The organism is Sinimarinibacterium flocculans, from assembly GCF_003201205.1.
Taxonomy (GTDB): Bacteria; Pseudomonadota; Gammaproteobacteria; order Nevskiales; family Nevskiaceae; genus Solimonas; species Solimonas flocculans.
Map to the genome: position 1 here is coordinate 175,042 of NZ_QICN01000006.1, position 24,749 is coordinate 199,790.

At 69.6% G+C, this 24,749-nt stretch carries 19 protein-coding genes; 10 read left to right on the forward strand and 9 right to left on the reverse strand.

The features are described from left to right. Positions 1-6: 6 nt before the first annotated feature. Both C8D93_RS12305 and C8D93_RS12310 read right to left on the reverse strand, forming a co-directional pair. On the reverse strand, positions 7-3,195 hold the full coding sequence (locus C8D93_RS12305) for an efflux RND transporter permease subunit (RefSeq protein WP_110265497.1): 3,189 nt from the start codon (positions 3,193-3,195) through the stop codon (positions 7-9). Positions 3,196-3,203: 8 nt separating this feature from the next. Continuing rightward, a complete protein-coding gene (locus tag C8D93_RS12310) occupies positions 3,204-4,427 on the reverse strand; it encodes an efflux RND transporter periplasmic adaptor subunit (protein WP_110265498.1) in 1,224 nt (407 codons plus the stop codon). Between the two features lie 175 nt (positions 4,428-4,602). Here C8D93_RS12310 and C8D93_RS12315 point away from each other — a divergent pair, with 175 nt between their 5' ends. The 4 genes from C8D93_RS12315 to trpC all read left to right on the forward strand — a co-directional run bounded on the left by C8D93_RS12315 (position 4,603) and on the right by trpC (position 7,821). Then, positions 4,603-5,265 carry a TetR/AcrR family transcriptional regulator gene (locus tag C8D93_RS12315; protein ID WP_110265499.1) on the forward strand — a complete coding sequence of 221 codons (663 nt, stop codon included), beginning with the start codon at positions 4,603-4,605 and terminating at the stop codon, positions 5,263-5,265. A 137-nt stretch (positions 5,266-5,402) separates the two neighbouring features. Beyond that, positions 5,403-5,984: an anthranilate synthase component II gene (locus tag C8D93_RS12320; RefSeq protein WP_110265500.1), complete on the forward strand. Its 582-nt coding sequence runs from the start codon at positions 5,403-5,405 to the stop codon at positions 5,982-5,984. A 2-nt stretch (positions 5,985-5,986) separates the two neighbouring features. Further along, entirely contained in the window at positions 5,987-7,024 is a 1,038-nt protein-coding gene (trpD, locus tag C8D93_RS12325; protein WP_110265501.1) for an anthranilate phosphoribosyltransferase, read from the forward strand. Next, complete coding sequence (trpC, locus tag C8D93_RS12330; protein WP_110265502.1) at positions 7,024-7,821, forward strand: indole-3-glycerol phosphate synthase TrpC; 798 nt, start codon at positions 7,024-7,026, stop codon at positions 7,819-7,821. The genes trpD and trpC overlap by 1 nt, the downstream gene beginning before the upstream one ends. An 8-nt stretch (positions 7,822-7,829) precedes the next feature. Here trpC and C8D93_RS12335 read toward each other — a convergent pair whose 3' ends face one another. Then, complete coding sequence (locus C8D93_RS12335) at positions 7,830-8,462, reverse strand: cyclic nucleotide-binding domain-containing protein (RefSeq protein WP_211307315.1); 633 nt, start codon at positions 8,460-8,462, stop codon at positions 7,830-7,832. Positions 8,463-8,543: 81 nt separating this feature from the next. On the opposite strand from C8D93_RS12335, the gene C8D93_RS12340 reads away from it, so the two are divergent. The 3 genes from C8D93_RS12340 (at position 8,544) to C8D93_RS12350 (ending at position 11,148) form a co-directional block, all read left to right on the forward strand. Next, the gene (locus C8D93_RS12340) at positions 8,544-8,963 is read left to right on the forward strand and encodes an OsmC family protein (protein WP_110265504.1); all 420 of its coding nucleotides are present in this window, start codon (positions 8,544-8,546) and stop codon (positions 8,961-8,963) included. 366 nt (positions 8,964-9,329) lie between these two features. After that, positions 9,330-10,148 carry an adenosylmethionine decarboxylase gene (gene speD / locus C8D93_RS12345; protein WP_110265505.1) on the forward strand — a complete coding sequence of 273 codons (819 nt, stop codon included), beginning with the start codon at positions 9,330-9,332 and terminating at the stop codon, positions 10,146-10,148. An 82-nt stretch (positions 10,149-10,230) separates the two neighbouring features. After that, complete coding sequence (locus C8D93_RS12350) at positions 10,231-11,148, forward strand: cation diffusion facilitator family transporter (protein ID WP_211307316.1); 918 nt, start codon at positions 10,231-10,233, stop codon at positions 11,146-11,148. 8 nt (positions 11,149-11,156) lie between these two features. Here the strand turns inward: C8D93_RS12350 and coq7 are convergent, their stop codons facing one another. After that, positions 11,157-11,783: a 2-polyprenyl-3-methyl-6-methoxy-1,4-benzoquinone monooxygenase gene (gene coq7 / locus C8D93_RS12355; protein WP_110265506.1), complete on the reverse strand. Its 627-nt coding sequence runs from the start codon at positions 11,781-11,783 to the stop codon at positions 11,157-11,159. 44 nt (positions 11,784-11,827) lie between these two features. Here coq7 and C8D93_RS12360 point away from each other — a divergent pair, with 44 nt between their 5' ends. Further along, on the forward strand, positions 11,828-12,298 hold the full coding sequence (locus C8D93_RS12360) for an SET domain-containing protein-lysine N-methyltransferase (protein WP_110265507.1): 471 nt from the start codon (positions 11,828-11,830) through the stop codon (positions 12,296-12,298). Positions 12,299-12,302: 4 nt separating this feature from the next. Here C8D93_RS12360 and C8D93_RS12365 read toward each other — a convergent pair whose 3' ends face one another. Then, a complete protein-coding gene (locus C8D93_RS12365; RefSeq protein ID WP_110265508.1) occupies positions 12,303-12,947 on the reverse strand; it encodes a cyclic nucleotide-binding domain-containing protein in 645 nt (214 codons plus the stop codon). Between the two features lie 169 nt (positions 12,948-13,116). Here C8D93_RS12365 and C8D93_RS12370 point away from each other — a divergent pair, with 169 nt between their 5' ends. Further along, positions 13,117-14,901 (forward strand): ATP-binding response regulator, encoded by a 1,785-nt coding sequence (locus tag C8D93_RS12370; protein WP_110265509.1) that lies wholly within the window; start codon positions 13,117-13,119, stop codon positions 14,899-14,901. Between the two features lie 124 nt (positions 14,902-15,025). Then, on the forward strand, positions 15,026-20,566 hold the full coding sequence (locus C8D93_RS12375) for an alpha/beta fold hydrolase (RefSeq protein WP_170124015.1): 5,541 nt from the start codon (positions 15,026-15,028) through the stop codon (positions 20,564-20,566). On the opposite strand, the gene C8D93_RS12380 is transcribed toward C8D93_RS12375, so the two are convergent. The 4 genes from C8D93_RS12380 to C8D93_RS12395 are packed head-to-tail and all read right to left on the reverse strand — an operon-like array spanning position 20,486 to position 24,726. Then, entirely contained in the window at positions 20,486-20,719 is a 234-nt protein-coding gene (locus tag C8D93_RS12380; RefSeq protein ID WP_110265511.1) for a hypothetical protein, read from the reverse strand. The genes C8D93_RS12375 and C8D93_RS12380 overlap by 81 nt on opposite strands. Continuing rightward, positions 20,716-21,438, reverse strand: a complete 723-nt coding sequence (locus tag C8D93_RS12385; protein WP_110265512.1) for a HugZ family pyridoxamine 5'-phosphate oxidase — start codon at positions 21,436-21,438, stop codon at positions 20,716-20,718. The genes C8D93_RS12380 and C8D93_RS12385 overlap by 4 nt, the downstream gene beginning before the upstream one ends. Positions 21,439-21,445: 7 nt before the next feature. Further along, the gene (locus tag C8D93_RS12390) at positions 21,446-22,807 is read right to left on the reverse strand and encodes an HmuY family protein (RefSeq protein WP_110265513.1); all 1,362 of its coding nucleotides are present in this window, start codon (positions 22,805-22,807) and stop codon (positions 21,446-21,448) included. After that, on the reverse strand, positions 22,792-24,726 hold the full coding sequence (locus tag C8D93_RS12395; RefSeq protein ID WP_170124016.1) for a TonB-dependent receptor plug domain-containing protein: 1,935 nt from the start codon (positions 24,724-24,726) through the stop codon (positions 22,792-22,794). The genes C8D93_RS12390 and C8D93_RS12395 overlap by 16 nt, the downstream gene beginning before the upstream one ends. Positions 24,727-24,749 lie beyond the last annotated feature (23 nt).

Sequence of the window (24,749 nt, forward strand, 5' to 3'; positions counted from 1 at the left end):
TCCTGGTCAGTGACCCGGCAGGGCCGGGGCGGGGGATGCCGCGTCGGCGGCGGGCGTCGCCGCCGCGCCACGTCCTTCGACGAGGTGGCGGATGACGACGTAGAACAGCGGTGTGAGGAACAGGCCGAAGAAGGTCACGCCGAGCATGCCGAAGAACACGGCGATGCCCATCGCGCGCTGGATCTCGGCGCCGGCGCCGGTGGCGATCGCCAGCGGCAGCACGCCGAGGATGAAGGCGAACGAGGTCATCAGGATCGGCCGCAGGCGCAGGCGGCAGGCCTCGAGCGCGGCCTCGACGTAGCCCATGCCCTGGTGCTGCAGCTCGCGGGCGAACTCGACGATGAGAATCGCGTTCTTCGCGGCAAGTCCCATCAGCACGAACAGGCCGATCTGCGTGAAGATGTTGATGTCCGAGCCGGTGAGGTAGATGCCGGCGAGCGCCGACAGCAGCGACATCGGCACGATCAGGATGATCGCCAGCGGCAGCGACAGGCTTTCGTACTGCGCCGCGAGCACCAGGAACACGAACAGCACACCGAGCACGAGCACGATGCCGAGCGCGCCGCTGGCGACGACCTGCTGGTAGGTGATCTCGGTCCAGTCGTAGGTCATGCCCGGCGGCAGCGTCTCGGCCGCCAGGCGGTCGATGATCGCGATCGCCTCGCCGGAGCTGTAGCCGGGCGCCGGCATGCCGTTGAGATCGGCGGACGGAAAGCCGTTGTAGCGCTGCACCGTCGTCGGCCCGTAGCTGTCGCGCAACGACAGCACGCTGCCCAGCGGCACCATCTGGCCGGCCGCGTTGCGTGTCTGCAGCAGCAGCACGTCGTCGGCGCGGTCGCGGAACGGCTCGTCCGCTTGCACCAGCACGCGGAAGGTACGGCCGAAGCGGTTGAAGTCGTTGACGTAGTAGGAGCCGAGGTAGGCCTGCAAGGTCGTAAACAGCTCGTTGAGATCGATGCCGAGCTGCTTGGCCTTGACGCGGTCGACGTCGGCGTAGAGCTGCGGCGCGTTGATCTCGTAGTTCGTGAACACGCCGACCAGGCCCGGGGTCTGCCGCGCCTTGGCCGCCAGCTCCTGGGTCGCGCGGAACAGCGCATCCGCACCCTGGTCGGTACGGTCCTCGATCTGCAGCTTGAAGCCGCCGGCGGGACCGAAGCCGCGCACCGGGGGCGGCGCGATCGTCAGCACGAAGGCATCGTCGATCTCGGCGAACTTGGCGCCGAGTGCCTGTGCGATCGCGTCGCCGCTCAGCGCCGTGCCGCGTTCCTCGAACGGCGTCAGCGGCGTGAATACAATCGCGGAGTTCGTCGTGCGCGTGAAGCCGTTGATCGACAGGCCGGGGAACTGCACGGCGTTGGCGACGCCCGGCTGTTCGAGCGCGATCTCGCCGATGCGGCGCACGACCGCCTCGGTGCGCTCGATCGACGCCGACGGCGGCAGTTGCACGATGGTGATCAGATACCCCTTGTCCTGCGTCGGTACGAAGCCCTTGGGCGCCTGCACGAAGCCGAGCGCGGTCAGGCCGAGCAGGCCGGCGTAGACCGCGAGGCCGATGCCGCCGGCCCGCAGCACCTTGCGCACGCCGCGCTGGTAGCCGCTGGCCGAGCGATCGAAGAGGCGATTGAACGGGCGGAACAGCCAGCCGAAGGCGGCATCGATGCCGCGCTGCACGCGGTCCGGCGCGGCGTCGTGCGGGCGCAGCAGCAGTGCCGACAACGCCGGCGACAGGGTCAGCGAGTTGACTGCCGAGATCAGGGCCGCGAAGGCGATCGTCAGCGCGAACTGCTGGTAGAACTGGCCCTCGAAGCCGCCGGAGAACGCGGCGGGCACGAACACCGCGCACAGCACCAGCGTCATCGCGATGATCGGTCCGGAGACCTCGTCCATCGAGCGATGCGCGGCCTTGCGCGGGGTCAGGCCGTCACGGATGCCGCGCTCGACGTTCTCGACGACGACGATGGCGTCATCGACGACGATGCCGACCGACAGCACCAGGCCGAACAGCGTCAGCGTGTTCAGCGAGAAGCCGAAGGCCTGCAGCGCGCCCAGCGTGCCGATGATCGACACCGGCACGGCGATGATCGGGATCAGTGCCGCGCGCCAGGTCTGCAGGAACAGCAGCACGACGATGACGACCAGCAGCGTCGCCTCGAACAGCGTCTTGACCACGGCGTCGATCGAGTCGGAGATGAACACCGTGGGGTCGTAGATGATCTGGTAGTCGACGCCCTCGGGGAAGCGGGTCTTGAGCTCGGCCATCGTGCTGCGCACGTCGGCCGCCAGATCCAGCGCATTGGCGCCGGGCTGCAGGAAAACCGGAATCGCGACCGCCGAGCGGTTGTCGAGCAGGCTGCGCAGCGCGTACTCGCCGGCGCCCAGCTCGATGCGGGCGACGTCATGCAGCCGTGTCACCTCGCCGTTGCCGCTGGTCTTGACGACGATGTCGCCGAACTCCTGCTCGTCGCGCAGGCGCCCCTGGGTGTTCACCGCGAGCTGGAAGTCCACCGCATCGCTGACCGGTGCGCCGCCGACGCTGCCGGCGGCGACCTGCACGTTCTGTTCGCGGATGGCGGCGATGACGTCGCTCGCGGTGAGCTGCCGCGACGCCAGCTTCTGCGGGTCCAGCCAGACGCGCATCGCGTAGTCGCCGGCACCGAAGATGCGCACGTCGCCGGCGCCGTGCAGGCGCGCGAGCGCGTCGCGCACCTGCAGCACGGCGTAGTTGCGCAGGTACAGGCCATCGTAGCGGCCGTCCGGCGAATACAGGTGCACGACCATCGTCAGGTCCGGCGAGGACTTGCGCGTGGTCACGCCGATCGCGCGCACCTCGGCGGGCAGCCGCGGCAGGGCCTGGGAGACGCGGTTCTGCACCAGCACCTGGGCGCGGTCGATGTCCGCGCCCAGCTCGAAGACCACCGAGAGCTGCAGCGTGCCGTCCTGCTGCGCCTGCGAGTTCATGTAGATCATGTCCTCGACGCCGACGATCTCCTGCTCCAGCGGCGCCGCCACGGTCTCGGCGACGACCTGCGGATTGGCGCCCGGATACTGCGTCGACACCACGATCGTCGGCGGCGAGACCTCGGGGTACTCGGCGACCGGCAGCGTGAACGCCGCGATCGCGCCGCCGATGAAGATCAGCACCGACAGCACGCCGGCGAAGATCGGCCGTTCGATGAAGAAGTGGGCGAGTTTCACGGCCGGTCTCAGTTGAAGGCGGCGAAGGCCGTCGGGTCCAGCGTGTCGGCGGTCAGCGTCGGCGCCGCCTGCTCCTGCGCGGCGACGATGGCGCCGGGCCGCACCCGCTGCAGGCCGCCGACGATGACACGCTCACCCGGCTCGAGGCCGCTGCGCACCACGCGCAGGCCCTCGTGCGTGCCGCCGAGCTGCACCTCGCGGTGCTGGACCGCACCCTGGTCGTCGACGACGTAGACGAAGCGACGGCTCTGGTCGGTGCCGATCGCGCGCTCGTCGACCAGCGTGGCCGTGTAGCGGCCGCTGCCGACGAGCTGGACGCGTGCGAACAGGCCCGGCGTGAAGCGGGCGTCCGGGTTCGGCAGCACCGCGCGTGCGCGGATCGTGCCGGTGCGCGGATCCAGCGCGTTGTCGATGAAATCCATCTCGCCGCCATGCGGATAGCCATCCTCGTTGGCCAGACCGACATAAACCGGCAGACGCGCCTCGCGCTCGCTCGGGCGCTCGCCGCGGCTGGCCAGCTCCGTGTAACGCAGGTAGCTGCGCTCATCGCCGTCGAAGTAGACGTGGATCGGATCGACCGACACCACCGAGGTCAGGACCGTCTGGCCGGCGGCGACGAAGTTGCCCGCTGTGATCTCGGCGCGCGACACGCGACCGGCGATCGGTGCGGTGACGCGCGTGAACTCAAGGTCCAGGCGCGCGGCCTCGACTGCGGCCTCGGCCGCACGCAGTGCCGCCTCGGTCTGTCCGCGGCGGCTGATGCGCTCGTCGTATTCCTCGCGCGAGATCGCGCGCGCCTGCAGCAGGTTCTCGGCGCGCACCGACTCGGACTGCGCCAGCTCCTTCTGCGCGACCGCACGCGCCAGTTCGGCACGGGCCTGGTCGAGCCGCGCCTGATAGGGACGCGGGTCGATCTGGAACAGCAGGGCACCCTGCTCGACCAGCGCGCCCTCGTCGAAGGCGACGCGGTCGATGGTCCCGGACACGCGCGGGCGCAGTTCGACACGCTCGACGGCCTCGAAACGGCCGGTGTAGTGATCCCAGTCGACGATCTCCTGCGCCACGGCGGCGCGCACGGTGACCTCGACCGGCGGCGGCGCGCTGGCTTCCTGCGCCGCCGTCTCGCAGCCGCTCAGCGCGGCGGCAGCCAGCAGCAACAGTGCGGGCGCGAGCAGTCCGAGCGTAAAATCGCCCGCCGAGCGGGCAGTGGTCTTGGGGGGTGGCACGATCATCGGTGTCTCCAAAATGCCTTGCGAAAGCGTCGAAACGGGCGGCTGGCGTGGATTCGGTCGGTTGACGGACGGGCCGATTCCGCGGAAGCTATGGGTGTTACCGGTCAGTAACGTGAGGCGTACGTTACTGACCGGTAACACCCATGTCAAGGGGGCCGTGTCTGGAGGTGAACAGATGAAGCAGGACAAGGTATCGGCAGACTGCAACCAGCAGGGCGGCCTGCGCGTGCGCGATCGCATCTTCAACACCGCACGCGAGCTGTTCTATCGCCAGGGCATCCGCGCCGTCGGCGTCGACGCCATCGCCAGCGAAGCCGGCACCAACAAGATGAGCTTCTACCGCTCGTTCGCGTCGAAGGACGACCTGGTGGCCGAATGCCTGCGTGCGCAGGTGGCGGAGTCCTGGACGCGCTGGGATGCCGCGCTGGCGCCGCACGAGGGTGACGCCCGCCGCCAGATCGAGGCGGTTTTCGAGATGTTTCTGGCCAAGGCCTGCAGCGAGAACGCCTGCGGCTGTCCGTTGAGCAATGCCGCGGTCGAGCTGCGCGAGGAATCGCATCCCGCGCGCGAAGTGATCCGCGAACACAAGACCGAGATGCGCAACCGCCTGCGCACGCTGGCGAAGCAGGCGGGCGCCGCCGATGCCGATGCGCTCGGCGACGCGCTGCTGCTGCTGCTCGAAGGCAGCACGGCCACCCGCCTGGTCTTCGACGGTCGCAACGGGCCGGTCGGCAACGCGCTGGTGGCGGCGCGTGCGCTGCTCGATGCCTGCCTGCCGCCGGTCAAGGCACCGCGCAAGTCCCCCGGCAAGTCATCGGGGCGCCGGGCCGGCGCCTAGGCTCCTGGGCCGTGTAGAATCCGCCGCTCGGCAACCGCATTCCGATCATGAGCACGAGCGCGCACAGCTGGCGATGGTGGCGTTGGAACGCTTGATTCGACCGTTCCTCCGTCCTTCCGCTTTCATGGTGCTGCGTCATGCTCTTGATGATCGATAACTACGACTCCTTCACCTACAACCTCGTCCAGTACTTCGGCGAACTCGGCGCCGAGGTCGAGGTTCACCGCAACGATTGCATCACGGTCGACGAGGTCGTCGCCAGGAAGCCCCGTCACATCGTGCTGTCCCCGGGGCCCTGCACGCCCAACGAAGCGGGCATCTGCCTGGAGCTGATCGACCGGCTCAAGGGACGCTTCCCGATCCTCGGCGTCTGTCTCGGCCACCAGTCCATCGGCCAGGCCTTCGGCGGCACGGTGACGCGGGCGCGCGAGGTCATGCACGGCAAGATCAGTTCGGTGCACCACGCCGACGCCGGCGTCTTTCGCGGGCTGCCGTCGCCGTACACGGCAACGCGCTATCACTCGCTGGTCGTCGACAAGACCGGCCTGCCCGACTGTTTCGAGGTCACGGCGTGGACGCAGCATGCCGACGGCAGGATCGACGAGATCATGGGCCTGCGTCATCGCGAGTTGCCGATCGAGGGCGTGCAGTTCCACCCGGAGTCGATCCTGACCGAGCACGGTCACCAGCTCCTGAAGAACTTCCTGGAGGCCTACTGAGTATGAGCATCTCCCCGCAGGAGGCGTTGCAGCGCACGATCGAGCACCGCGAGATCTTCCACGACGAGATGATCGGGCTGATGCGCCAGATCATGCGCGGCGAGGTGTCGTCGGTGATGACGGCCGCGATCCTGACCGGCCTGCGCGTGAAGAAGGAGACGGTCGGCGAGATCGCCGCGGCGGCCACGGTGATGCGCGAGTTCGCGCGCAAGGTCGAGACGCCGCCCCACGATCATTTCGTCGACATCGTCGGCACCGGTGGCGACGGCGCGCACAGCTTCAACATCTCGACGGCGTCGATGTTCGTCGCCGCCGCAGCCGGCGCGCGCATCGCCAAGCACGGCAACCGCAGCGTGTCGAGCAAGTCCGGCAGCGCCGATGTGCTCGAAGCCCTGGGCGCGGCGATCGATCTGCAGCCCGAGCAGGTCGCGGCCTGCATCGCCGACTGCGGCATTGGCTTCATGTTCGCGCCCAATCACCATCCGGCGATGAAGGCGGTCGGGCCGGTGCGCAAGGAGATGGGCGTGCGCACCATCTTCAACATCCTCGGCCCGCTGACCAACCCGGCGAATGCGCCCAACATCCTGATGGGCGTGTTCCATCCGGATCTCGTCGGCATCCAGATCCGTGTGCTCGAACGCCTCGGAGTGGCCAACGCGATGGTCGTCTGGGGCAAGGACGGCATGGACGAGATCACGCTCGGCGGTGCGACGATGGTCGGGGAGCTGCGCGAGGGCACGCTGCGCGAGTACGAGATCCACCCGGAGGATTTCGGCCTGCGCATGGCCGGCAGCCAGAACCTGCGCGTGGCCGATGCCGCGGAGTCGAAGGCGCGTGTGCTCGAGGCGATCGACAACCGCGACGGTGTCGCCCGCGACATCGTCCAGCTCAACGCCGGTGCGGCGCTGTACGTCGCCGGCGTCGCCGACTCGATCGAAGCCGGTATCGCGCGCGCCGGTGCGGCGATGGCGGACGGCGCGGCGCGCGCGAAGCTGGAGGCCTACGTCGCCGCGACGCAGAAGCTCAAGGCGGCCTCCTGATGGCCGACATCCTCGACAGGATCCTGGCGACCAAGCGCGACGAGATCGCCCTGCTGAACCGGCGCTACTCGCGCAGCACGCTGGAGGATCTGGCGCGGACTGCCGATGCCCCGCGCGGCTTCATCGCGGCGCTGGCAACCAAGGCGGCCGGCGGGCAGGCCGGCGTCATCGCCGAGATCAAGCGCGCGTCGCCGAGCAAGGGCCTGATCCGCGCCGACTTCGACCCGGCCTGGATCGCCCGCGAGTATGCGGCGGGCGGTGCCGCCTGCCTGTCGGTGCTGACCGACGAGCAGTACTTCCAGGGGCACAACGCCTTTCTCGTCCAGGCCCGCGCGGCGTGTCCGTTGCCGGTCATCCGCAAGGACTTCCTGGTCGACGAGGCGCAGATCGTCGAGGCGCGTGCGATCGGTGCCGATTGCGTGCTGCTGATCGCTGCGGCGCTGGAGCCGGCACGGCTGAAGGCGCTGTACGAGGCGGCACGTGCCTGGACGCTGGACGTGCTGGTCGAGGTCCACGACGGCGCCGAGCTGGATCAGGTCCTGTCGGCCGGACTCGGTGACGGCTGGCTGCTGGGCGTCAACAACCGCAATCTGCGGACCTTCGATACCCGCCTCGAGACGACACTGGACCTGCTGCCGCGCCTGCCGGCCGGGCTCGACGTGGTGACCGAGAGCGGGATCGCCGCGACCGCCGACGTGCAGCACATGCGCGCCGCCGGCGTGCACCGGTTCCTGATCGGGGAATCGCTGATGCGCCAGGACAGCCCCGGCGCCGCGCTGAAGGCCCTGATCGCTTGAGCCGGACCTTAGGCGTCCTGGGGGATGAAGACGCCCAGGATCAGGATGCTGCGGCCCTGGCTCTGCACCATGCCGTCTTCCTCGAGCTTCTTGAGGACGCGGCCGGCCATCTCGCGCGAACAGCCGACCAGCCGCGCCAGCTCCTGGCGGGAGGTGCGGATGACCGTGCCGCGGGCATGCGCGACAGCCCCGGGCTTCTTGACCAGTTCGAGCAGGATGTGCGCCATGCGACCGGCGACGTCGAGGAAGGCCAGGTCGCCGAGCCGGCGCGTCGTGTCGCGCAGCCGTGCGGCCAGCTGGCCGGCGAGCTCGAACATGATGTCCGTGTGCTGGATCGCGAAGTTGCGGAAGCTCTGGTAGCCGACTTCGGCGACCAGCGTCGGCGTGCGCGTGCGCACGATGGCCGTGCGCACCTGCTGGTCCGGGAACAGGCACATCTCGCCGAAGAACTCGCCGGGACCGAGGTAGGCGAGCACGATCTCGCGGCCATGCTCGTCCTCGAGCAGGATGCTGACCGAGCCTTCGAGAATCAGGTACAGGGACTGCGGTTCGTCGCCGGCGTGGATCAGCGTGTGCTTTGGCGGATAGCTGCGCTTGTGCGCCAGCTCGATGAAGGACTGCACGACGGGTTTGCTCAGCATCATGTCCTCAGCACACTGTGTCATGGCCGCGAATTTGCCGGAAAATAGCACATCCGCGATCGCGGACCCCGGAGCAAGACCTTGAAAGCATGCATCAAATGGAACGGCGAGGCCCGGTTCACCGCGACCAGCGGCAGCGGCCACGATCTGGTCGTCGACGGGCCGCCGGAGATCGGCGGGCGCAACCAGGGGCCGCGGCCGATGGAACTGCTGCTGATGGGCGTCGGCGCCTGTTCCGCGGTGGACGTCACGCTGATCATGAAGAAATCGCGCCAGCAGGTGAGCGACTGCTGGGTCGAACTGGAGGCGCAGCGGGCGCCGACCGAGCCCAAGGTGTTCACGGCCATCCACATGCATTTCGTCGTCGTCGGCACCGCCCTGGTCGAGGCCCATGTGAAGCGCGCGGTACAGCTGTCGGCCGAGAAGTACTGCTCGGCGTCGATCATGCTGGCGCGCGGCGGCGTCGCGATCACGCACGACTACGAGCTGCGCGAGGCGTAGGGCATGACAGCAGGCCCTTAGCCCGCATTTCTCACAGGGTCGCCTTCGATCCCTGTGCGCAAGTTGAAGATCATTGGATCGTTCATGCGGCGTGCTCTGAACAGAGTGTCGGAAGGATCGAAGGCTGATCGGCGCTGGCCTGTCTGCGGGGCCAATGGCTTGGGCTTCACTCAAGCCATGGAACAACCATGGCTTTCGCTCCAGCCCGGCGCCACTGGCCTCCTCGACCGACGGCCATCACTCGATCCCCCTGTGAGAAATGCGGGTTAGTCACCAGACTGACGCCGAAATGCCGCATAATTCGCGGCTTATCGACATCAGGGGGCGCCCGATGAGGCGAACACCCCCCGGCCACCGGAGACTGCATTGGCCAAGGCAAAGCCCAAGCCGACCAACAACCCGCGTCTGAAGCTGCTTGGCTTCAACAACCTGACCAAGTCACTGTCGTTCAACATCTATGACATCTGCTATGCCCGTTCGCGCGAGCATCAGCAGGAGTACATCGAGTACATCGACGAGGCCTACAACGCCGAACGCCTGACCGCGATCCTCACCGAGGTCGCGCGCATCATCGGTGCGCACATCCTCAACATCGCCCGCGAGGACTATCACCCGCAGGGCGCGTCGGTGACGATGCTGATCTCCGAAGGCCATCACGACGGTCTGCCGACGCCGGGCAAGAAGAAGGGCGAGAAGGAATCCGTCGTTGCGCACCTGGACAAGTCGCACATCACCGTCCACACCTATCCGGAGACGCATCCGGATGCGGGCATCTCGACGTTCCGTGCGGATATCGACGTGTCCACCTGCGGCAAGATCTCGCCGCTGCGCGCCCTGAACTACCTGATCAAGTCGTTCGAGTCCGACATCGTGGTGATGGACTATCGCGTGCGCGGTTTCACTCGCAACGTGCGCGGCATGAAGCACTTCATCGACCACAACGTCGAATCGATCCAGGATTTCCTGTCGGCGGACATCAAGGACCGCTATCAGATGATCGACGTCAACGTCTATCAGGAGTTCATCTTCCACACGAAGATGCGCCTGAAGGAACTCGACCTCGACACCTACCTGTTCGGCGAGGGCGCGCTGGAGCTGCCGCCGCGCGAGGCGCGCAAGATCCGCGACCGCGTCAACCGCGAGATCATGGAAATCTTCTACGGCAAGAACATGCAGCACGCCTGAGCCGGCCCGTCGGGCGCCGATGGACGCCCGCCACGGTCCTGCGTAACGTGACGGCGTCCGTTCCCGAGACTGCCGCTCCCACGTGCACGATCGCGCCCACGAACATTCAGCGGAACACAGCGCCGACGGCCGCCTGAGGCTGGCGCTGGCGCTGACCGCCGGCTTCATGCTGGTGGAAGTGGCCGGCGGCATCTGGTCCGGCTCGCTGGCACTGCTCGCCGACGCGGCGCACATGCTCACCGACGCCGCGGCACTGGCCTTGGCCTTGTGGGCGCGGCGCCAGGCCTTGCGGCCGGCCGACACGCTGCGCAGTTACGGCTACCACCGCATGCCGGTCCTGGCGGCCTTCGTCAACGGCCTCGGCCTGCTGCTGCTGGTGGTATGGATCGCGGTCGAGGCGGTGCAGCGCATGCTGGCGCCGCCCGCGGTGATGGGCGGGCTGATGCTGGGCGTCGCCGTCGCCGGGCTGCTGGTCAACGCGGCCGCCTTCCTGATCCTGCGCGGCGGCCATGGCAGCGGACACGGCCACGACCATGCGCACGACCTCAACCTGCGCGGCGCGCTGCTGCACGTGCTGGGCGATCTGCTGGGCTCGGCGGCCGCGATCGTCGCCGCCATCGTCATCCTGGTGACCGGCTGGATGCCGGTCGATCCGATCCTGTCGCTGCTGGTCGCGGCGCTGATCCTGCGCACGGCGTGGCAGCTGGTGCGCGAGTCCGCGCACGTGCTGCTCGAGGGCACGCCCGAAGGTTTCGACGTCGCGCAGTTCGCGCAGCGTCTGGTGAGCGACGTTCCGGGCGTCGCCGGCGTGCATCACGTGCACCACTGGATGCTGACGCCGCAGCGCTCGGTGATGACGCTGCATGCGGTGATCGCCGAAACCGTCGACGACGATCGCGCGGTGCGCGAGATCAAGACCTGGGTGCGCTCGCACTACCGCGTCGCGCATGTGACGGTGCAGACCGAGCGCGACGGCTGCGCCGACGATCACGCGCACTGAAGGCCGCGTCAGATCCGGTAGGCGCCGAACTTCATCACGCCGGCGACGGCCTGCATCAGCCGCCGCACCGGGCGCGGCAGCGGGCGGGCGCCGGCTTCGTGGGCTTCGCGGCCGTGGCGTTCCTCGTCGCTGCGCATGCGTGAGAGGATGTCGCGGCTGCGCCGGTCCTCCTCTGGAAGGCGCGCGAGATGCTCGTCGAGATGGGCCGCCACCTGGCGCTCGGTTTCCTCGACGAAGCCGAGGCTCCAGTGGTCGCCGGCGAGCCCGGCGGTCGCGCCGATCGCATAGGAGCCGGCATACCACAGCGGCGCCAGCCGGCTCGGTCCGTCGCCCAGCTCGCGCAGCCGCTGTTCGCACCACTGCAGGTGATCGCGCTCCTCTTCCGCCGCCTTGAGCAGGTGTCTGCGCACCTGAGGATTGCGGGCGACCAGCGCCTGACCGCGATACAGGGCCTGGGCGGCGATCTCGCCGGCGTGATTGATCCGCATCAGGCCGGCCGCATGGCTCCGGTCCGGCGGCGCGAGTGTCGTGTCCGCGGCCGACGGCGCGGCGGGCGGCGCCCGCTCGGGCAGGCGCGACAGCCCACGCCCTGCGGCGGCGAGCAATCGGTCGACGGCACTCAACTGGCGTTGCATGCGCCTATTCTATGCGTCCCCGCGGCCACGCCTGCTGTGCTTCCATGATCATCCCCCGTTACCACGTCGCCGACTCGCGCATCCGCGGTGCCGGCAAGGGCCTGTTCGTCGACGAGGCGGTGCGTCGCGGTGCCGTGATCATCGCGCCGGACAAGGTACACACGGTGTGGCCGGAGTCGCGGCTGCGCAGCTACCCGCCGGACTCGCGCGAGGTGGAGTCCAGCGTGCGCTGGTTCGAAGACTGGTTCTCGCTGACGCCGGAGTGGAGCGACGAGTGCTACGTCAACCATTCGTTCTCGCCCAGCGCCCTGTGGCACCTGGGGTTCATCTTCGCGCTCGGCGATCTGGTGCCCGGCGCGGAGGTGACGATGGACTACCGCTACGTCATCGGCGCCGGCGAGCGGATGCCGTTCGCCGACGCCCAGACCGGCCGCGAGATCGTCGGCCTGCCCTGGGCGCAGGCGGTCTCGCAGAGCGCCCGCTGTCTCGCGGAGCTGGTGGCGCCGGTGGCCTGAGCCGTCAGGCGGCGTTGCGCAGCTCGACCGGCCCGTCCAGCGGAAAGATCAGGATGTTGCGGCCCTGCGGCCGTACCAGACCGTCGTCGTGCAGCTTCTTGAGCGCGCGCCCGGCCATCTCGCGCGAGCAGCCGATGTGGCGGGCGAGTTCCATGCGGCTGATGCGCACGAGCTTGCCGAAGGGGTGCGGTTGCGCATCCGGCTTGCGGGCAAGATCGTGCAAGGTGCGGGCGAGGCGGCCGGCGACGTCCAGGAACGCGAGGTTGGCAACGCGCTGACCGGTCTCGCGCAGGCGCCGGGCGAGCTGGCCGGCGATCTCGAACATGCAGTCCGGATGTTCGGCGACGAAGCGGCGGAAGGCTTCGTAGTCCAGCTCGGCGACCAGCGTCGGTCCGCGGGTGCGCACCATGGCGCTGCGCACCTCCTGTTCCGGGAACAGGCAGATCTCGCCGAAGAACTCGCCCGGGTTGAGATAGTCGAGCACCATCTCGCGGCCGTCGCCATCCTCGAGCATCACGCTGACCGAGCCTTCGAGGATCAGGTAGATCGACTGCGGGCGGTCGCCCGCATGCAGCACCGTGTGCTTCGGTGGCAGGCTGCGCTTGTGGGCACGGGCGATGAAAGCGGCGATGGCGTTGCTGTCGAGCATGGGCGGTCTCCAGTCCTGACGTCCAATGCCCATAGGCTGCGCGGTCGCGACGATCCGGACAATTAGCCGGACGGCTAATGCCGGCTTACCCGCGTATTAGCCAATCGGCTAATGTCCCCATGCGGGGGTGACCGGTATCGTGAAGGCACACGAACGGACGACAGGGCCGATGCCGAACAGTGGATCGCGCACAGCAACACCCGATCTGACGCCGGCACCGTCCGTCGCGGAGGATGCACCGCGCTCGCTGCACGGCGAGCTCGTGCTGCTGATCGCCGGTCAGGCCCGACGCATTCCGATCGAGCGCTATCTCACCAGCGTGCTGCTCGCGGCGCTGCTCTGCGTCTACCTGCCGCCGTTCGCCCCGCTGGCCTGGGCGGCGCTCGTGCTCGGCGTGCTGGCCTTGCGCACGCGCTGGCTGCTGCGACTGGCCGACGACGGCGATCGCAGCGACGAGGACAAGCTGCGGCACATTGCCTGGCTGTTCTGGCTCAGCGGGGTGGTGCAGGCGGCGGTCGTCGGCTTCTTCGCGTTCGTGCCGGTGGCGATCGCGGCGGTCATCACGATCTACGTCGTGGGCGTATGCTCGGCGACGCTGCATGCGACCGCCGGATTCCGCACCGTCTGCGTGCCGTACACGCTGATCATGATGCTGCCGGTGGCGATCGCCTGGGTACTGGCACCGAATCTCGACGTCACCGTCCTCGAACGCGTCGTCTTCGGCGCGCTGACGCTGATCTACATCACAACCCTGCTGAGCCATGCGCGCGGGCTGCACGAGGTCTTCGCCGACTCTTACCGCATCCGCCTGCAGCGCCTCGAACTGAACCTGCGCCTGCGCGAGGCGCTGGGTCGCGCCGAACTCGCCAACCAGGCGAAGACCCGCTTTCTGGCATCGGCCAGTCACGACCTGCGCCAGCCGATCCACGCGCTGTCGCTGTTCAGCGGCTCGCTGCTGCTGCGGCCGATGGACGAGCGCACCGGCGCCATCGCCCGCCAGATCGACCAGGCGGTGCAGTCGCTGGCCTCCCAGCTCGATGCCCTGCTCGACATCTCGCGGCTCGACGCCGGCGTCATCGAAAGCGCGATCTCCACCGTCGACCTGCACCTGCTGCTGACGCAGCTCACCGAGGAGTTCCGCCCGCAGGCCGAGGACAAGAAGCTGCGCCTGGACCTGCGCTGCGAGCGCGGGCTGATGGTACGCACCGATCCGATGCTGCTGCAGCGCATCCTGCGCAACCTGCTGTCCAACGCGATCAAGTACACCGATCGCGGCAGCGTCGAACTGGTCGGCGCGCGCGACGGCCGTCGTTGCGGCGTCAGCGTGCGCGATACGGGTCGCGGCATCCCCGACACCGAACATGCACGCATCTTCGAGGAGTTCTATCAGCTGCAGAACCCGGAGCGCGATCGCAGCAAGGGCCTCGGGCTCGGGCTCGCGATCGTGCGCCGCCTGACCGATCTGCTGGGCGTCGAGCTGCGGCTCGAATCCGCGCCCGGCGCCGGCAGCTGTTTTCGCATCGAACTGCCACTCGCACGAGCAGAGGATGCATCCGTACCGGAGGGAACCATGGCAGAAGACGGAGTGGCACCGCGCATACAGGTGCTGGTGGTGGACGACGAGGAGGCGATCCGCGTCGGCATGAAGACCTTGCTGGAAGAGATGGGCTTCGAGGTGCAGGTTGCCGCGTCGACCGACGCCGCGATCGACGCGTCGCGGCGCTTCCGGCCGTCGATCGTGCTCGCGGATTTCCGCCTGCGCGGCGAGGACAGCGGCATTCGCGCGATCGAGGCCCTGCGCATGGTGTGGCCGGAACTGCCGGCGCTGCTGATCAGCGGCGACACGGCGCCGGACCGCCTGCGCGAGGCGCGAGGCGCCGGCGTCGAGCTGCTGCACAAGCCGGTTCCCGCACTGGCCTTGCGCGATTCGATTCTGAAGGCGGTACACGTCTGACCGCGAGGGCCGTGCCGTCGATGACGGCGCGATGAGCGGGGGCGTGGCGTCGGGGGGCGCAGACGATGGGCTACAGCAACGCAGCGCAGCGGCAAGCGTCCGGCAACGGACACCGGGTGTCGTCGTGACCGCCGCCGGCGCCGAACCCGCGGCCGGCAGCACGCGCTGGCTGTCGCGCGAGTTCGCCGAACTGTTCGCCGATCCGCGCCGGTGCCTAGAGGCGCCGGGCGGCGCCGAGCCGGCCTTCGACGTGCTGATCGTCGGCAGCGGCTACGGCGGGGCGATCGCCGCAGCCGGGTTCGCCGGTCGCGAGCGGGACGGCCGGGTGCTGCGCATCGCCGTGCTCGAACGCGGGCGCGAGTATCTGCCCGGCGCGTTTCCGTCGCGGCTGTCGGAACTGCCGACGCATCTGCGCGGCCGCTTCGCCGGCAAGTCGCGTGCGGGGGAGGCGCTGTTCGACATCCGCACGGGCACGGACGCCGGCGTCGTGCTCGCCAACGGCCTCGGCGGCGGTTCGCTGATCAACGCCGGCGTCATGCTGCGGGCCGAGGCCGCGGTGTTCGACGATCGCTGGCCGCAGGCACTGCGCGGCGGCGACGCGCTCGCCGCGCACTACGGGCAGGCCGAGACGCTGCTCGGCGCCGTCGTCGACGGCAAGCCGAACGTCGTGCCGGAGCCGCGGCCGGACAAGGCCCGCGTGCTGTCGCGGCTCGATGCCGCGACGCAGACGGTGCCGGTGACGGTCGCGTTCGCACCCCGCACGACCAGCGGCGGCGTCGACCTGTCGCCCTGCCTGCACTGCGGCGACTGTGCCACCGGCTGCAATCACGCCGCCAAGGAGTCGCTGGACACCAACCTGCTGGCCACGGCGGTGCACCGCGGCGCAGAAATCTACTGCGGGGCCACGGTGCTGCGGGTGCAACGGCCGCCGGGGCGCAGCGACGTCTGGGCAGTGCTGGTCACCCACACCGACGAGGCGCTGCGCCGCTGCGAAACCGGCCCGCGCTGGATTCTCGCGCGACACCTGGTGCTCGCCGCGGGCGCGCTGGGGTCGACCGAGATCCTGCTGCGATCGCAGCGTGCCGGGCTGGCCTTGTCGCCGCGGCTGGGGCAGGGCTTCTCGGGCAACGGCGACATGATCGCCTTCGGCTATGGCTACGGCGAACAGGGCCAGGCTAATGCCGTCGCGCACGAGGATGTGCCGCCGGATCGGCGTCGGATCGGGCCGACGATCAGCGCCGCCTTCCATGCGCAGGCCCGCGCGCCCGGCGACACGCGGCAGCACCGGATCGTCGTCGAGGAGATGGCGGTGCCCGCTGCCCTGCGGCGTCCGGCCGAGGAGGTCATCACCACGGTGTCCGCGCTCTACCGGCTCGACGCGGCCGACGATCATGCGCACACCGACGGCCATCCGCAGGACGACGGTCTGGCCGTGCACCGCGATCGCATCCGCAACATGTCGGTGTTCGCCGCGATCGGCGACGACGGTGCGGGCGGAACTATCTTGTTGTCTGACGAAGACTCCGGAGCCAGCGATGCGCAGGTCGATGTCGTCTGGCCCGAGGCGCGCGACCATTCGCTGTTCGAGGCGCAGATCGGCCTGCTGCGCACGCGCGCGCAGGTAGCCGGCTTCGAGGGTGTCACGCTGCCGAATCCGGTGTGGCGGCCGCTGCCGGATCGCATGGAGCGGACGCTCAGACTGCCGCGCGGGCCGGTGGTCACGGTGCACCCGCTCGGCGGCTGCGCGATGGCCGACGATGCGACGCGAGGTGTCGTCGACGATTGCGGTCGGGTGTTCGATCCGGCGGTGGGTGCGGAGGCGGTCCACGACGGCCTCGTCGTGCTCGACGGTGCCGTCGTGCCGTGCGCGCTTGGGACCAACCCGGCGCTGACGATCGCCGCACTGGCGCTGCGCGCGGTGGCGGCGCTGAACACAGCGTGGGAGTTCAAGGATGGTCCGTCACCGGCGCCGGTCACGGGTCCGCGGCCAAGGCTGCCGCTACGCGAGGCGGTAGATGTGCCTGCCGGATCGGGCACCGACATCGGCGTCACCGAACGCCTGAGCGGCGAGTTGCCGCTGCGCTGCGCCGACGGCCGCATCGAGCGCTGCCATGTCGAGCTGACGCTGAGTTACCGGCGCTTCCCGATCGAGAACCTGTTCGTGCCCGATGCAGCGGGCCGGCTCAGCGGCGCGGTGCTCGATCTCGTCACCGAGGGGGCGGCCGCGAGCGAGATGCTCGTCGTACCGGCAGCCGCGCGCGAGGCCCTGCTGCGGCGTGGGCTCACCGCCGAGGAGCTGGCGCGCGAGCAGGCACGCCTCGGCTGTCGCTACGCCCTGCGTGGCTCGCTGACGGTGTTCGAGCGGGTGGCGACCGGCGCACGTGCGCGCACACTGCGGGCGGCGGGCGCGTGGTTCCTGAACCGGGGCGCGCGTGACCTGTGGCAATCGGCGCGCGAATACCTCCGCCGCCGCGGCGCCAAGGACGAGCGCGGGCTTTCCTTCACCGAATACGTGACCGGCATGTGGGCGCTGCTCAGTCACGCCGGCGAGGTGCGGCGCTTCGCCTACGCGCTGGAAATCGGTGCGCGCCTGCCGGGAGGGGATGCCGGCTTCGCGCTCGACCTCGCGTCGCAGGATCGCGGACTGCGCGGGCACAAGCACATCGGCTACACGCGACCGGGCAACCCGTGGCGTCAGCTCCAGGAACTGGAGATCACCGCGATGGCCGGGCTGCTCGGCGCCGGCGGCAACCGGCGGCTGGTGCTCGATCCGCAGTACTTCGCCGAGCGCAGCCAGCCCCTGCTGCGCATCGAGGCGCAGCGCTGCCATGTCGAGGCACTCGCGGACCTGGGGTCGCTCGGCGCGCTGATGCTGCGCATGCTGCTCTCGCTGCACCAGCTCAACACGCGCAAGCCGGACGCGCCGTCCCAGCCGCCGGCGGTGCGCGTCCCCGGGCCGTTGCCGGGACTGCCCGATCCGGACGTCGAGGAACTGATCGTCGACGACTGCCGCGGGCCGGTCCGTATCCGGATGACGCGTTACCGCAAGACCCGCTCCACGTCCGGCGCGCCGGTGCTGCTGATTCACGGCTACAGCGCCAGCGGAACGACCTTCGCGCATCCGGCACTGAAGTCCGATCTCGTGCGCGCACTGGCGCAACGGGGGCGCGACGTCTGGATCGTCGACCTGCGCAGCAGCGCCGGAATGGAGACGGCAATTCTGCCGTGGACCTTCGAGCAGGTCGCACTGGCCGACATCCCGGCGGCGGTCGAGTATGTCGTCGACAAGACCGGGGCGGCGCAGATCGACGTCGTCGCGCACTGCATGGGCGCCGTGATGCTGAGCATGGCCGTGCTCGCCGCCGATCTCACGCCGCAACAGATCGCCGAGCTGCTGCGCGACCGCACCGGTGTGGACGACACGCCGGCCGACGCGCATGCCGCCGCCCGCCGGGCGCTGCCCGGGCGCCTGCGTCGCGTGGTGCTGTCGCAGAACGGCCCGGGCATGGTGATGACGCCGCAGAACGTGTTCCGCGGCTATGTGCTGTCGTACTTCGAGGCCGCGCTCGGCCCGCTGGAGTACCACTTCCGGACGGACGAGGACGGCTTCGTCGGCGGCGCGATGCTCGATCGCCTGCTGGCGACGCTGCCGTATCCCGACGACGAGCTGCTGCGCGAGAACTCGCCCTGGCCCTGGCAGTCGACGCGATTCGTCGGTACCCGGCACCGCATGGATGCGCTGTACGGCCGCACGTTCTCGCTGGCGAACCTGGACGCCCGCGTGCTCGACCGCATCGACGACTTCTTCGGTCCGCTGAATCTCGCCACCGTCGCCCAGGTGATCCACTTTGCCCGCCACCAGACGATCACCGATCGCGGCGGGCACAACCGCTTCGTCGATCCGGCCAGGCTGCGTGCGCACTGGCGCTTCGACACGCTGTTGCTGCATGGCGCCGACAACGGACTGGCCGACATCGCCACGCTGCATCGCAACCGTCGCCTGCTGGCCGAGGCCGGCTGCGCGGTACGCGCGGAAATCCTCGAAGGACAGGGGCACCAGGACAGCCTGATCGGCCGCCACGCGCACAAGACCTTCGACCTGATCCGCGACTTCCTCGACGGGCCGGCGCTGCCGGCGGCCGCGCCGGCGGCGGTCTTCGTCGCTCGCGTGCCCTGGCTCGGCCCGGTGCGCTATGCCGGCGACACGGAGGATGCGTACATCGGGCTGGGCGCGAGTCCGCGGCTCGGTCGGCCGCAGCAGGTCTGCCTGCATCCCGTCGTGCGTGACGCCGACGGTTGCTGGCGCGCGGTGTCGGGACAGGCGCCCGACTGGCATCCGGTGCCCGAGGACAGCGACTGGTTCAAGCTGCCGCTGCCGGCGTCCCCGACAACCGCAGTGCTCGCACTGCTGGTCTACGAGCAGCTGCCGGGCATCGGCGTGTCCGACGCGGACGCCGCCACTGCGGGCACCGGCGCCAGCCCCGAGGAAGCCGTCGCCAGTGCAATGTCAGCACAGCCGATGCTGCGGCTCGGGCTCGTCGAAACGGCAGAACCGGCCGATGCCGGACGCGTGCGCATCGCGCTCGGGAGCTGCCAGTACCCGCCGGGCATCTTCAACACCTTTCCGGCACAGTCGTCCTGGCGCCGTCTCAACGCACGGCTCGATCGCGGCGAGCGCATCGACCTGCTGCTGCTGACCGGCGACCAGGTCTACGTCGATGCGACCGCGGGCCTGTTCGATCCGGCGGACCTGCACGACCGCTACCGCAAGCCCTATGAGACCTGGCTGCACGACACGCAGGTGCGTGATGCCCTGCGGCGCGTGCCGCTGGCGGCCCTGCCGGACGATCACGAACTCGTCGACAACTGGCAGCCGGTGGCCGGTGCACCCGGCGATTCGGACTTCGATCGGCACCTGCGGCAGCGCGATGCGGGGGTGGACGGCTTCCTGCGCTTCCAGCGGCCACCGTCGGCAGGCGGTGGCCCGCTGTCGATGACACTGCGCAGCGGCAGCGTACCGGTCTGCCTGTTCGATACGCGCGTGCAGCGCAACCACCGTGCATCGGCGCGCACGGATGTTCCGCTGTGCGCCGATGCCGCGGCCTGGCAGCAGCTCTGCGACTGGCTGCGCGCGGCGCCGCCGGCGCTACCCAAGCTCGTGGTCACGCCTTCGGCGCTGCTGCCGCGTCATCGCAGCGCGCTGCGCGCCGAGCTGGCCTATGGCCGGCGCGACGGCGGGACGCATGCCGCGCTCAACGCCGACGGCTGGGACGGCTATCCGGCCAGCCTCTACGAACTGCTGGGCATGATCGCGCGCGAGCGCATCGGACAGGTCGTGTTCCTCTCGGGCGACGAGCACCTCGGGCTGTTCGTCGAGGCCGAGATCGAACTCGGCGGCGCCCGCACGAAGATTCATTCCGTGCACGCCGCTGGCCTGAACACACCCTACCGCTTCGCCAATGCCGCGGCGGCGGACTTCGTTGCCGACGAGCGCTTCGCCTTCAGCGACGGCGCGCAGCAGGGGCATTGCACGGTCCGCACCCAGCGCTTCGAAGGGGCCGGATTCACCGATGTCGAGCTGTACTCACGCGACGGGCACTGGCATCTGGACTGCCGCTTCGAGTCCGAGGACGGCGCCGTGCGCCGCTTCGACGCCGTGCTCTGACCCGGCACAGCGGGCTTCCGCCAGACCCCACCACAGCAGCAGGGCCGGCAACAGCAGCCACAGCAGGCCCTTGATGAAGAAGAACCAGAAGCCGAACTGGGCCAGTCGCCGCCAGCGCGGGTGCTGCAGCAGCGCGCGCAGGCGCGGGTTCACGCGGGGCTGCGGGCGGCCCGTGCGCGGCGGGCGAGGTCGACGAGCGCCTTGCGCACCGCGTCCGGTGTCGTTGCCGGTGCTTCGAAGCCGATGCGCAGCAGGTGCTTGTCGAGCATCAGGTCGCAGCCGTCGGCATCGATGGCGCTCATGCGCGGCCGGGCGCTGCCGGGATCGATACCGTACAGCCGGCAGTAGTCGCGCATCGCGTCGGCGTGATCGGCATTCATGTGCGCGACCATGCGCGCCTCCTGCGCGGGATCGAAGGGGTTGGCGCGGCACACGGTCGTGGTGTCGAGCCAGTGGATGCGGCCGAAGCCGCCGATGTAGCGCAGCTTGCGCGGCCGCAGGCGCCAGAACGCGAAATCGTGTGTGCGGTGGTAGTCCGCGGCTTGCGGAAACCGCGCGTAGTAGCGTGCCGCGACGTTCTCGCCGTCGGTCGTGACCGGCTCGGCATCGCCGACCAGGGTCAGGCGGCCGAGCGCCTGACCGTCGTCGCCGGGCTCGGTGACGATCAGCGAGCAGCGCGGATCGGCCTGCAGGTTGCGCGTGTGCTCGGCGATGCTGCTGATCAGCAGCACCGGCAGCCCGGCGCGATCGGGTGCGAAGCTGACCACCGATCCGAACGGATAACCGGCGAGCTCCAGCGACAGCGTCGACAGGATGCCCTGGTGGCTGGCGGCATAGAGCGCGTGTGCGGCGTCTGCGGTGCGGTTGCTCATCGAAGGCTCAGGGTGTGACGGGGGCGTATTCGAAGACGGGGAATGCGGCTGCGCCGGTGTCGGCGTCGTAGTAGCTCAGGATGCGCAGCTTCCAGGTGCTGCCGTCGTGTGCGCGCAGCAGGTAGACGACGTCGCGCGGCGAGACGTGATGGTTGCCGTTGCCCTTGTCGCAGAAGCCGGAATAGTAGTGCCAGCCGTAGTCGCCGTCGGCGCCGAAGGTGCATTCGCCGCCGACCTCGCGTGGCGGCACCGTCAGCATCGCCAGGGCGCCGTCGGCATCGGTATGCCACTCGGCGTCGCCCGGCACGGCGGTGCGGGTGTCCCAGTCGTCGCGCAGGATGTCGTGCACGCCGACGCTGCCGGCGCCCGAACTGCCGCCGTTGAGCCGGATGTCGGTGCGCCGCCACGCCAGGTCCCAGCCCGGTGGATCGTTCGCCGGACTGGCCGGGACCACCTGCGTGGCCTGGACGAGGTCGAGATAGACCCAGGCGTCCTCGTCGCTGGCATCGACGGTGACTTCGGTGCTGGAGCTGCCGGCGGTGAAGCGCGCGCGGCCCAGTGGCGCGATGTCGCCGCCGCCGCTGCAGGCCGGTCCGTCGATCGCGGCAAAGTCGTACTGCGGATGCCCGGGCGCGCCGTCGCCGTCGTGGTACGCGGTCATGCGCAGCTTGTAGTAGCGGCAATCGACCGTGCGCAACACGTAGCCGACGTTCGCGCGCACGCTGACCGGCGATCCCGAGGTGCGCGCGCCGAGACGATACCAGCCGTGATCGCCGGCGCCGGTGAGCACGTTCGGCGCCTCGTCGGCGTCGGGGTAGGTGCTCATCGCGTAGGCCGGATCGCCGAGTCCGAGCAGGCCGCCCGCGGCGTCGGTGCGGTAGGGCACCGCGTTGTCCGGGGGCGCGGCGCGGATCTCGTCGAACGCATAGGGGGTGCCGGGTGGCGCCTTGTCCGCGTACACCGCGGCCTCGGTGATCGTCGGCGGCGTACCCGAGACGCCGCCATTGAGCTTGATGTCCACCCCGCGATGCGCAAGGTCCCAGTCCGCGCTCGCGGCCGGGTCGGACGGAAAGACCTGGGTCTGCGTGTCGAGATCGAGGTAGACCCAGTCGCTGCCGCTGGCATCGATGACGGCCTGGTAGTAGCCGTCGGCATGGCGCGTGAACACGGCCTGCGGACCGCCGGGGCCGGGCAGATCGCTGCCGCCCGGCTCGCCGGGATCGCCGTCCGGCGAGATGTCGCCGGCGCAGGCGGCGAGCAGCAGCGCGGCGGGGAGGTGCAGGAGCGCCTTCAGGCGCGACCAGCGTGTACGCCGGGGAACAGCATCGCGCCAGAAGGCGCTCCTGCACGGCTTCAGTACATCGTCCATTGCAACTCCAGATAGGCGCTGCGCGGTGCGATGGGCAGGAAATCCGGATCGCCTTCGTCGAACAGGTTGTCGACACCCAGCGCGACCTGCAGTCGGCGATGGGCCCGCCATTCGCCGCGCAGGTCGAACAGAGCGTAGGGGCTCGCCGTGCCCGAGGCGCCGGGCGGCCCCTCGGTGCTGATCTCGGTGCCGAAGCGCCGCGCGCCGATCCACACGCCGCGCAGTTGCAGTGCACAGGTGCCGGGCTCGAAGCGGAGCGCGGCATGGCCGCGATGCTCGGCGCGACCGCTGAGCGGCTCGCCGCTGTCGCGGTCCTCGGCATCGAGCCAGCCGTAGCCGGCGCGCAGCTCCCATGACGGCAGCGGGCGCCATTGCGCCTGCAGGTCGACGCCGGTGAGCCTCGCGGACGCGAGGTTGCGGTAGCCGAACACCACGGGCGGGCCGGCATCGGTCTGCACGATCTCGATCAGGTCGCGCACGCGATGGTGGTAGGCGGACAGTGCGATGCTGCTGCTGGCATTGGCGAACCAGGTCGCGCCGAGGTTGTAGCCGACGCTGCGCTCGGGCGTGAGATCGGGATTGCCGTCGACGCGATAACCCACGCCGCTGTTCTCGAAGCGCAACAGCAACTGCTTGAAATCGGGCGCGCGATAACCGCGACCGACGCCGGCGCGCAGCACGAGGTCCTGGCGCAGGTCGTAGCGCAGCGCGAGCTTGGGCGAGACTTGGTCGCCGAACTGCGAGTCGCGGTCGTAGCGCACACCCGGCACGATCTGCAGGCGCGTGTCGAGCAGATCGAACTGGTCCTGCACGAACACCGCCTGGCGGTCGCGTTCGGCATCATCGGCCAGGCGATCCGCCCGCAGTCGTTCGAGCTGGGTCTCGATGCCGACGCTCAGCAGATGGCGGTCGAGACGATGATCGAGCTGGGCAGCGGCGACGAACAGCTCGTCGAGGGTTTCCTCGTCGAGGCCGACCTCGCCGCTGGCGGCATGGGTCTGCAGCAGCTGGTCGAAGTAGCGGTGGTAGTACAGATCGAAGCGCAGCTCCGTGCGGTTGCCCAGTCGCGTGTACGGTGCGATGCCGGCGCGGACCTCCTCGATGCGCTTGTGCGTGTCGGTGGTCGCGCTGCCGATGCCCGGGTCGAGCCGGCGCAGATCGTCGAGCGAGTACGCGCCATGCAGCCCGATGCCGACGCCGTCGCCGAGCGCCCAGTCGGCCTGCGCCGAGGCGTAGCCGCCTTCGCCGTCGGGTCCGTCCTCGCTGAGGGTGGTGTCGTCCAGATCGTAGGCTTCGCCGTGCTGGTAGCCGGCGCTGGCCTGGCCGTCGAGCGTGCCCAGCGTGAATCCGCCGCGCGCCCACGCTTCGCCGTTGGCGTCGGTGTCGCCGCGCACGGTAACGACACCGCCGAGGCCGCTCCCGCCCTTGCGCGTGATCACGTTGACCACGCCGCCGAGCGCATCGGCGCCGTAGAGCGCCGATACCGGTCCCTTGACGATCTCCACGCGTTCGACATCGGCGATGCGCAGCCGTGTCAGGTCGATCGCGCCGTTGACCAGGCCGATCATGCGGCGGCCGTCGACGAGAATCAGCACATGCTCGGACGACAGGCCCTGGATCTCGATGCGCGTGCCGCGCGCCGCCTGGCGCGTCACCGTGACGCCGCCCTCGCGCTCGAGCAGTTCGGCGAGATCGCGCGCGCCGCTGTTGCGGATGTCGCGCGCGGTGATGAGCTGGACCTCCACCGGCGCATCCGAGAGCCGGTGTTCGGTGCGCGTGCCGGTGACGACCACGGGGTCGAGCACGACGGTCTCGGCCGCCGTGACCTCGTCGCGCAACGGGTCGACGGGGATGCTGGGTGGTTGTGCCAGCGCCGGGAACGCGAGCGCGCCGAAGGCGATAGACGCGCAGCGCGCCACGCTGTCTCCCCTCTCCCGCTTGC

Bases quoted from the DNA above. Each gene is read 5' to 3' on its own strand.
- C8D93_RS12320 (WP_110265500.1), top strand. From the start codon at position 5,403: ATGCTCTTGATGATCGATAACTACGACTCCTTCACCTACAACCTCGTC.
- C8D93_RS12370 (WP_110265509.1), top strand. From the start codon at position 13,117: ATGCCGAACAGTGGATCGCGCACAGCAACACCCGATCTGACGCCGGCA.
- C8D93_RS12390 (WP_110265513.1), bottom strand. From the start codon at position 22,807: ATGGACGATGTACTGAAGCCGTGCAGGAGCGCCTTCTGGCGCGATGCT.
- C8D93_RS12360 (WP_110265507.1), top strand. From the start codon at position 11,828: ATGATCATCCCCCGTTACCACGTCGCCGACTCGCGCATCCGCGGTGCC.
- C8D93_RS12310 (WP_110265498.1), bottom strand. From the start codon at position 4,427: ATGATCGTGCCACCCCCCAAGACCACTGCCCGCTCGGCGGGCGATTTT.
- C8D93_RS12385 (WP_110265512.1), bottom strand. From the start codon at position 21,438: ATGAGCAACCGCACCGCAGACGCCGCACACGCGCTCTATGCCGCCAGC.
- trpC (WP_110265502.1), top strand. From the start codon at position 7,024: ATGGCCGACATCCTCGACAGGATCCTGGCGACCAAGCGCGACGAGATC.
- C8D93_RS12335 (WP_211307315.1), bottom strand. From the start codon at position 8,462: ATGCTGAGCAAACCCGTCGTGCAGTCCTTCATCGAGCTGGCGCACAAG.
- C8D93_RS12315 (WP_110265499.1), top strand. From the start codon at position 4,603: ATGAAGCAGGACAAGGTATCGGCAGACTGCAACCAGCAGGGCGGCCTG.
- trpD (WP_110265501.1), top strand. From the start codon at position 5,987: ATGAGCATCTCCCCGCAGGAGGCGTTGCAGCGCACGATCGAGCACCGC.
- C8D93_RS12365 (WP_110265508.1), bottom strand. From the start codon at position 12,947: ATGCTCGACAGCAACGCCATCGCCGCTTTCATCGCCCGTGCCCACAAG.
- coq7 (WP_110265506.1), bottom strand. From the start codon at position 11,783: ATGCAACGCCAGTTGAGTGCCGTCGACCGATTGCTCGCCGCCGCAGGG.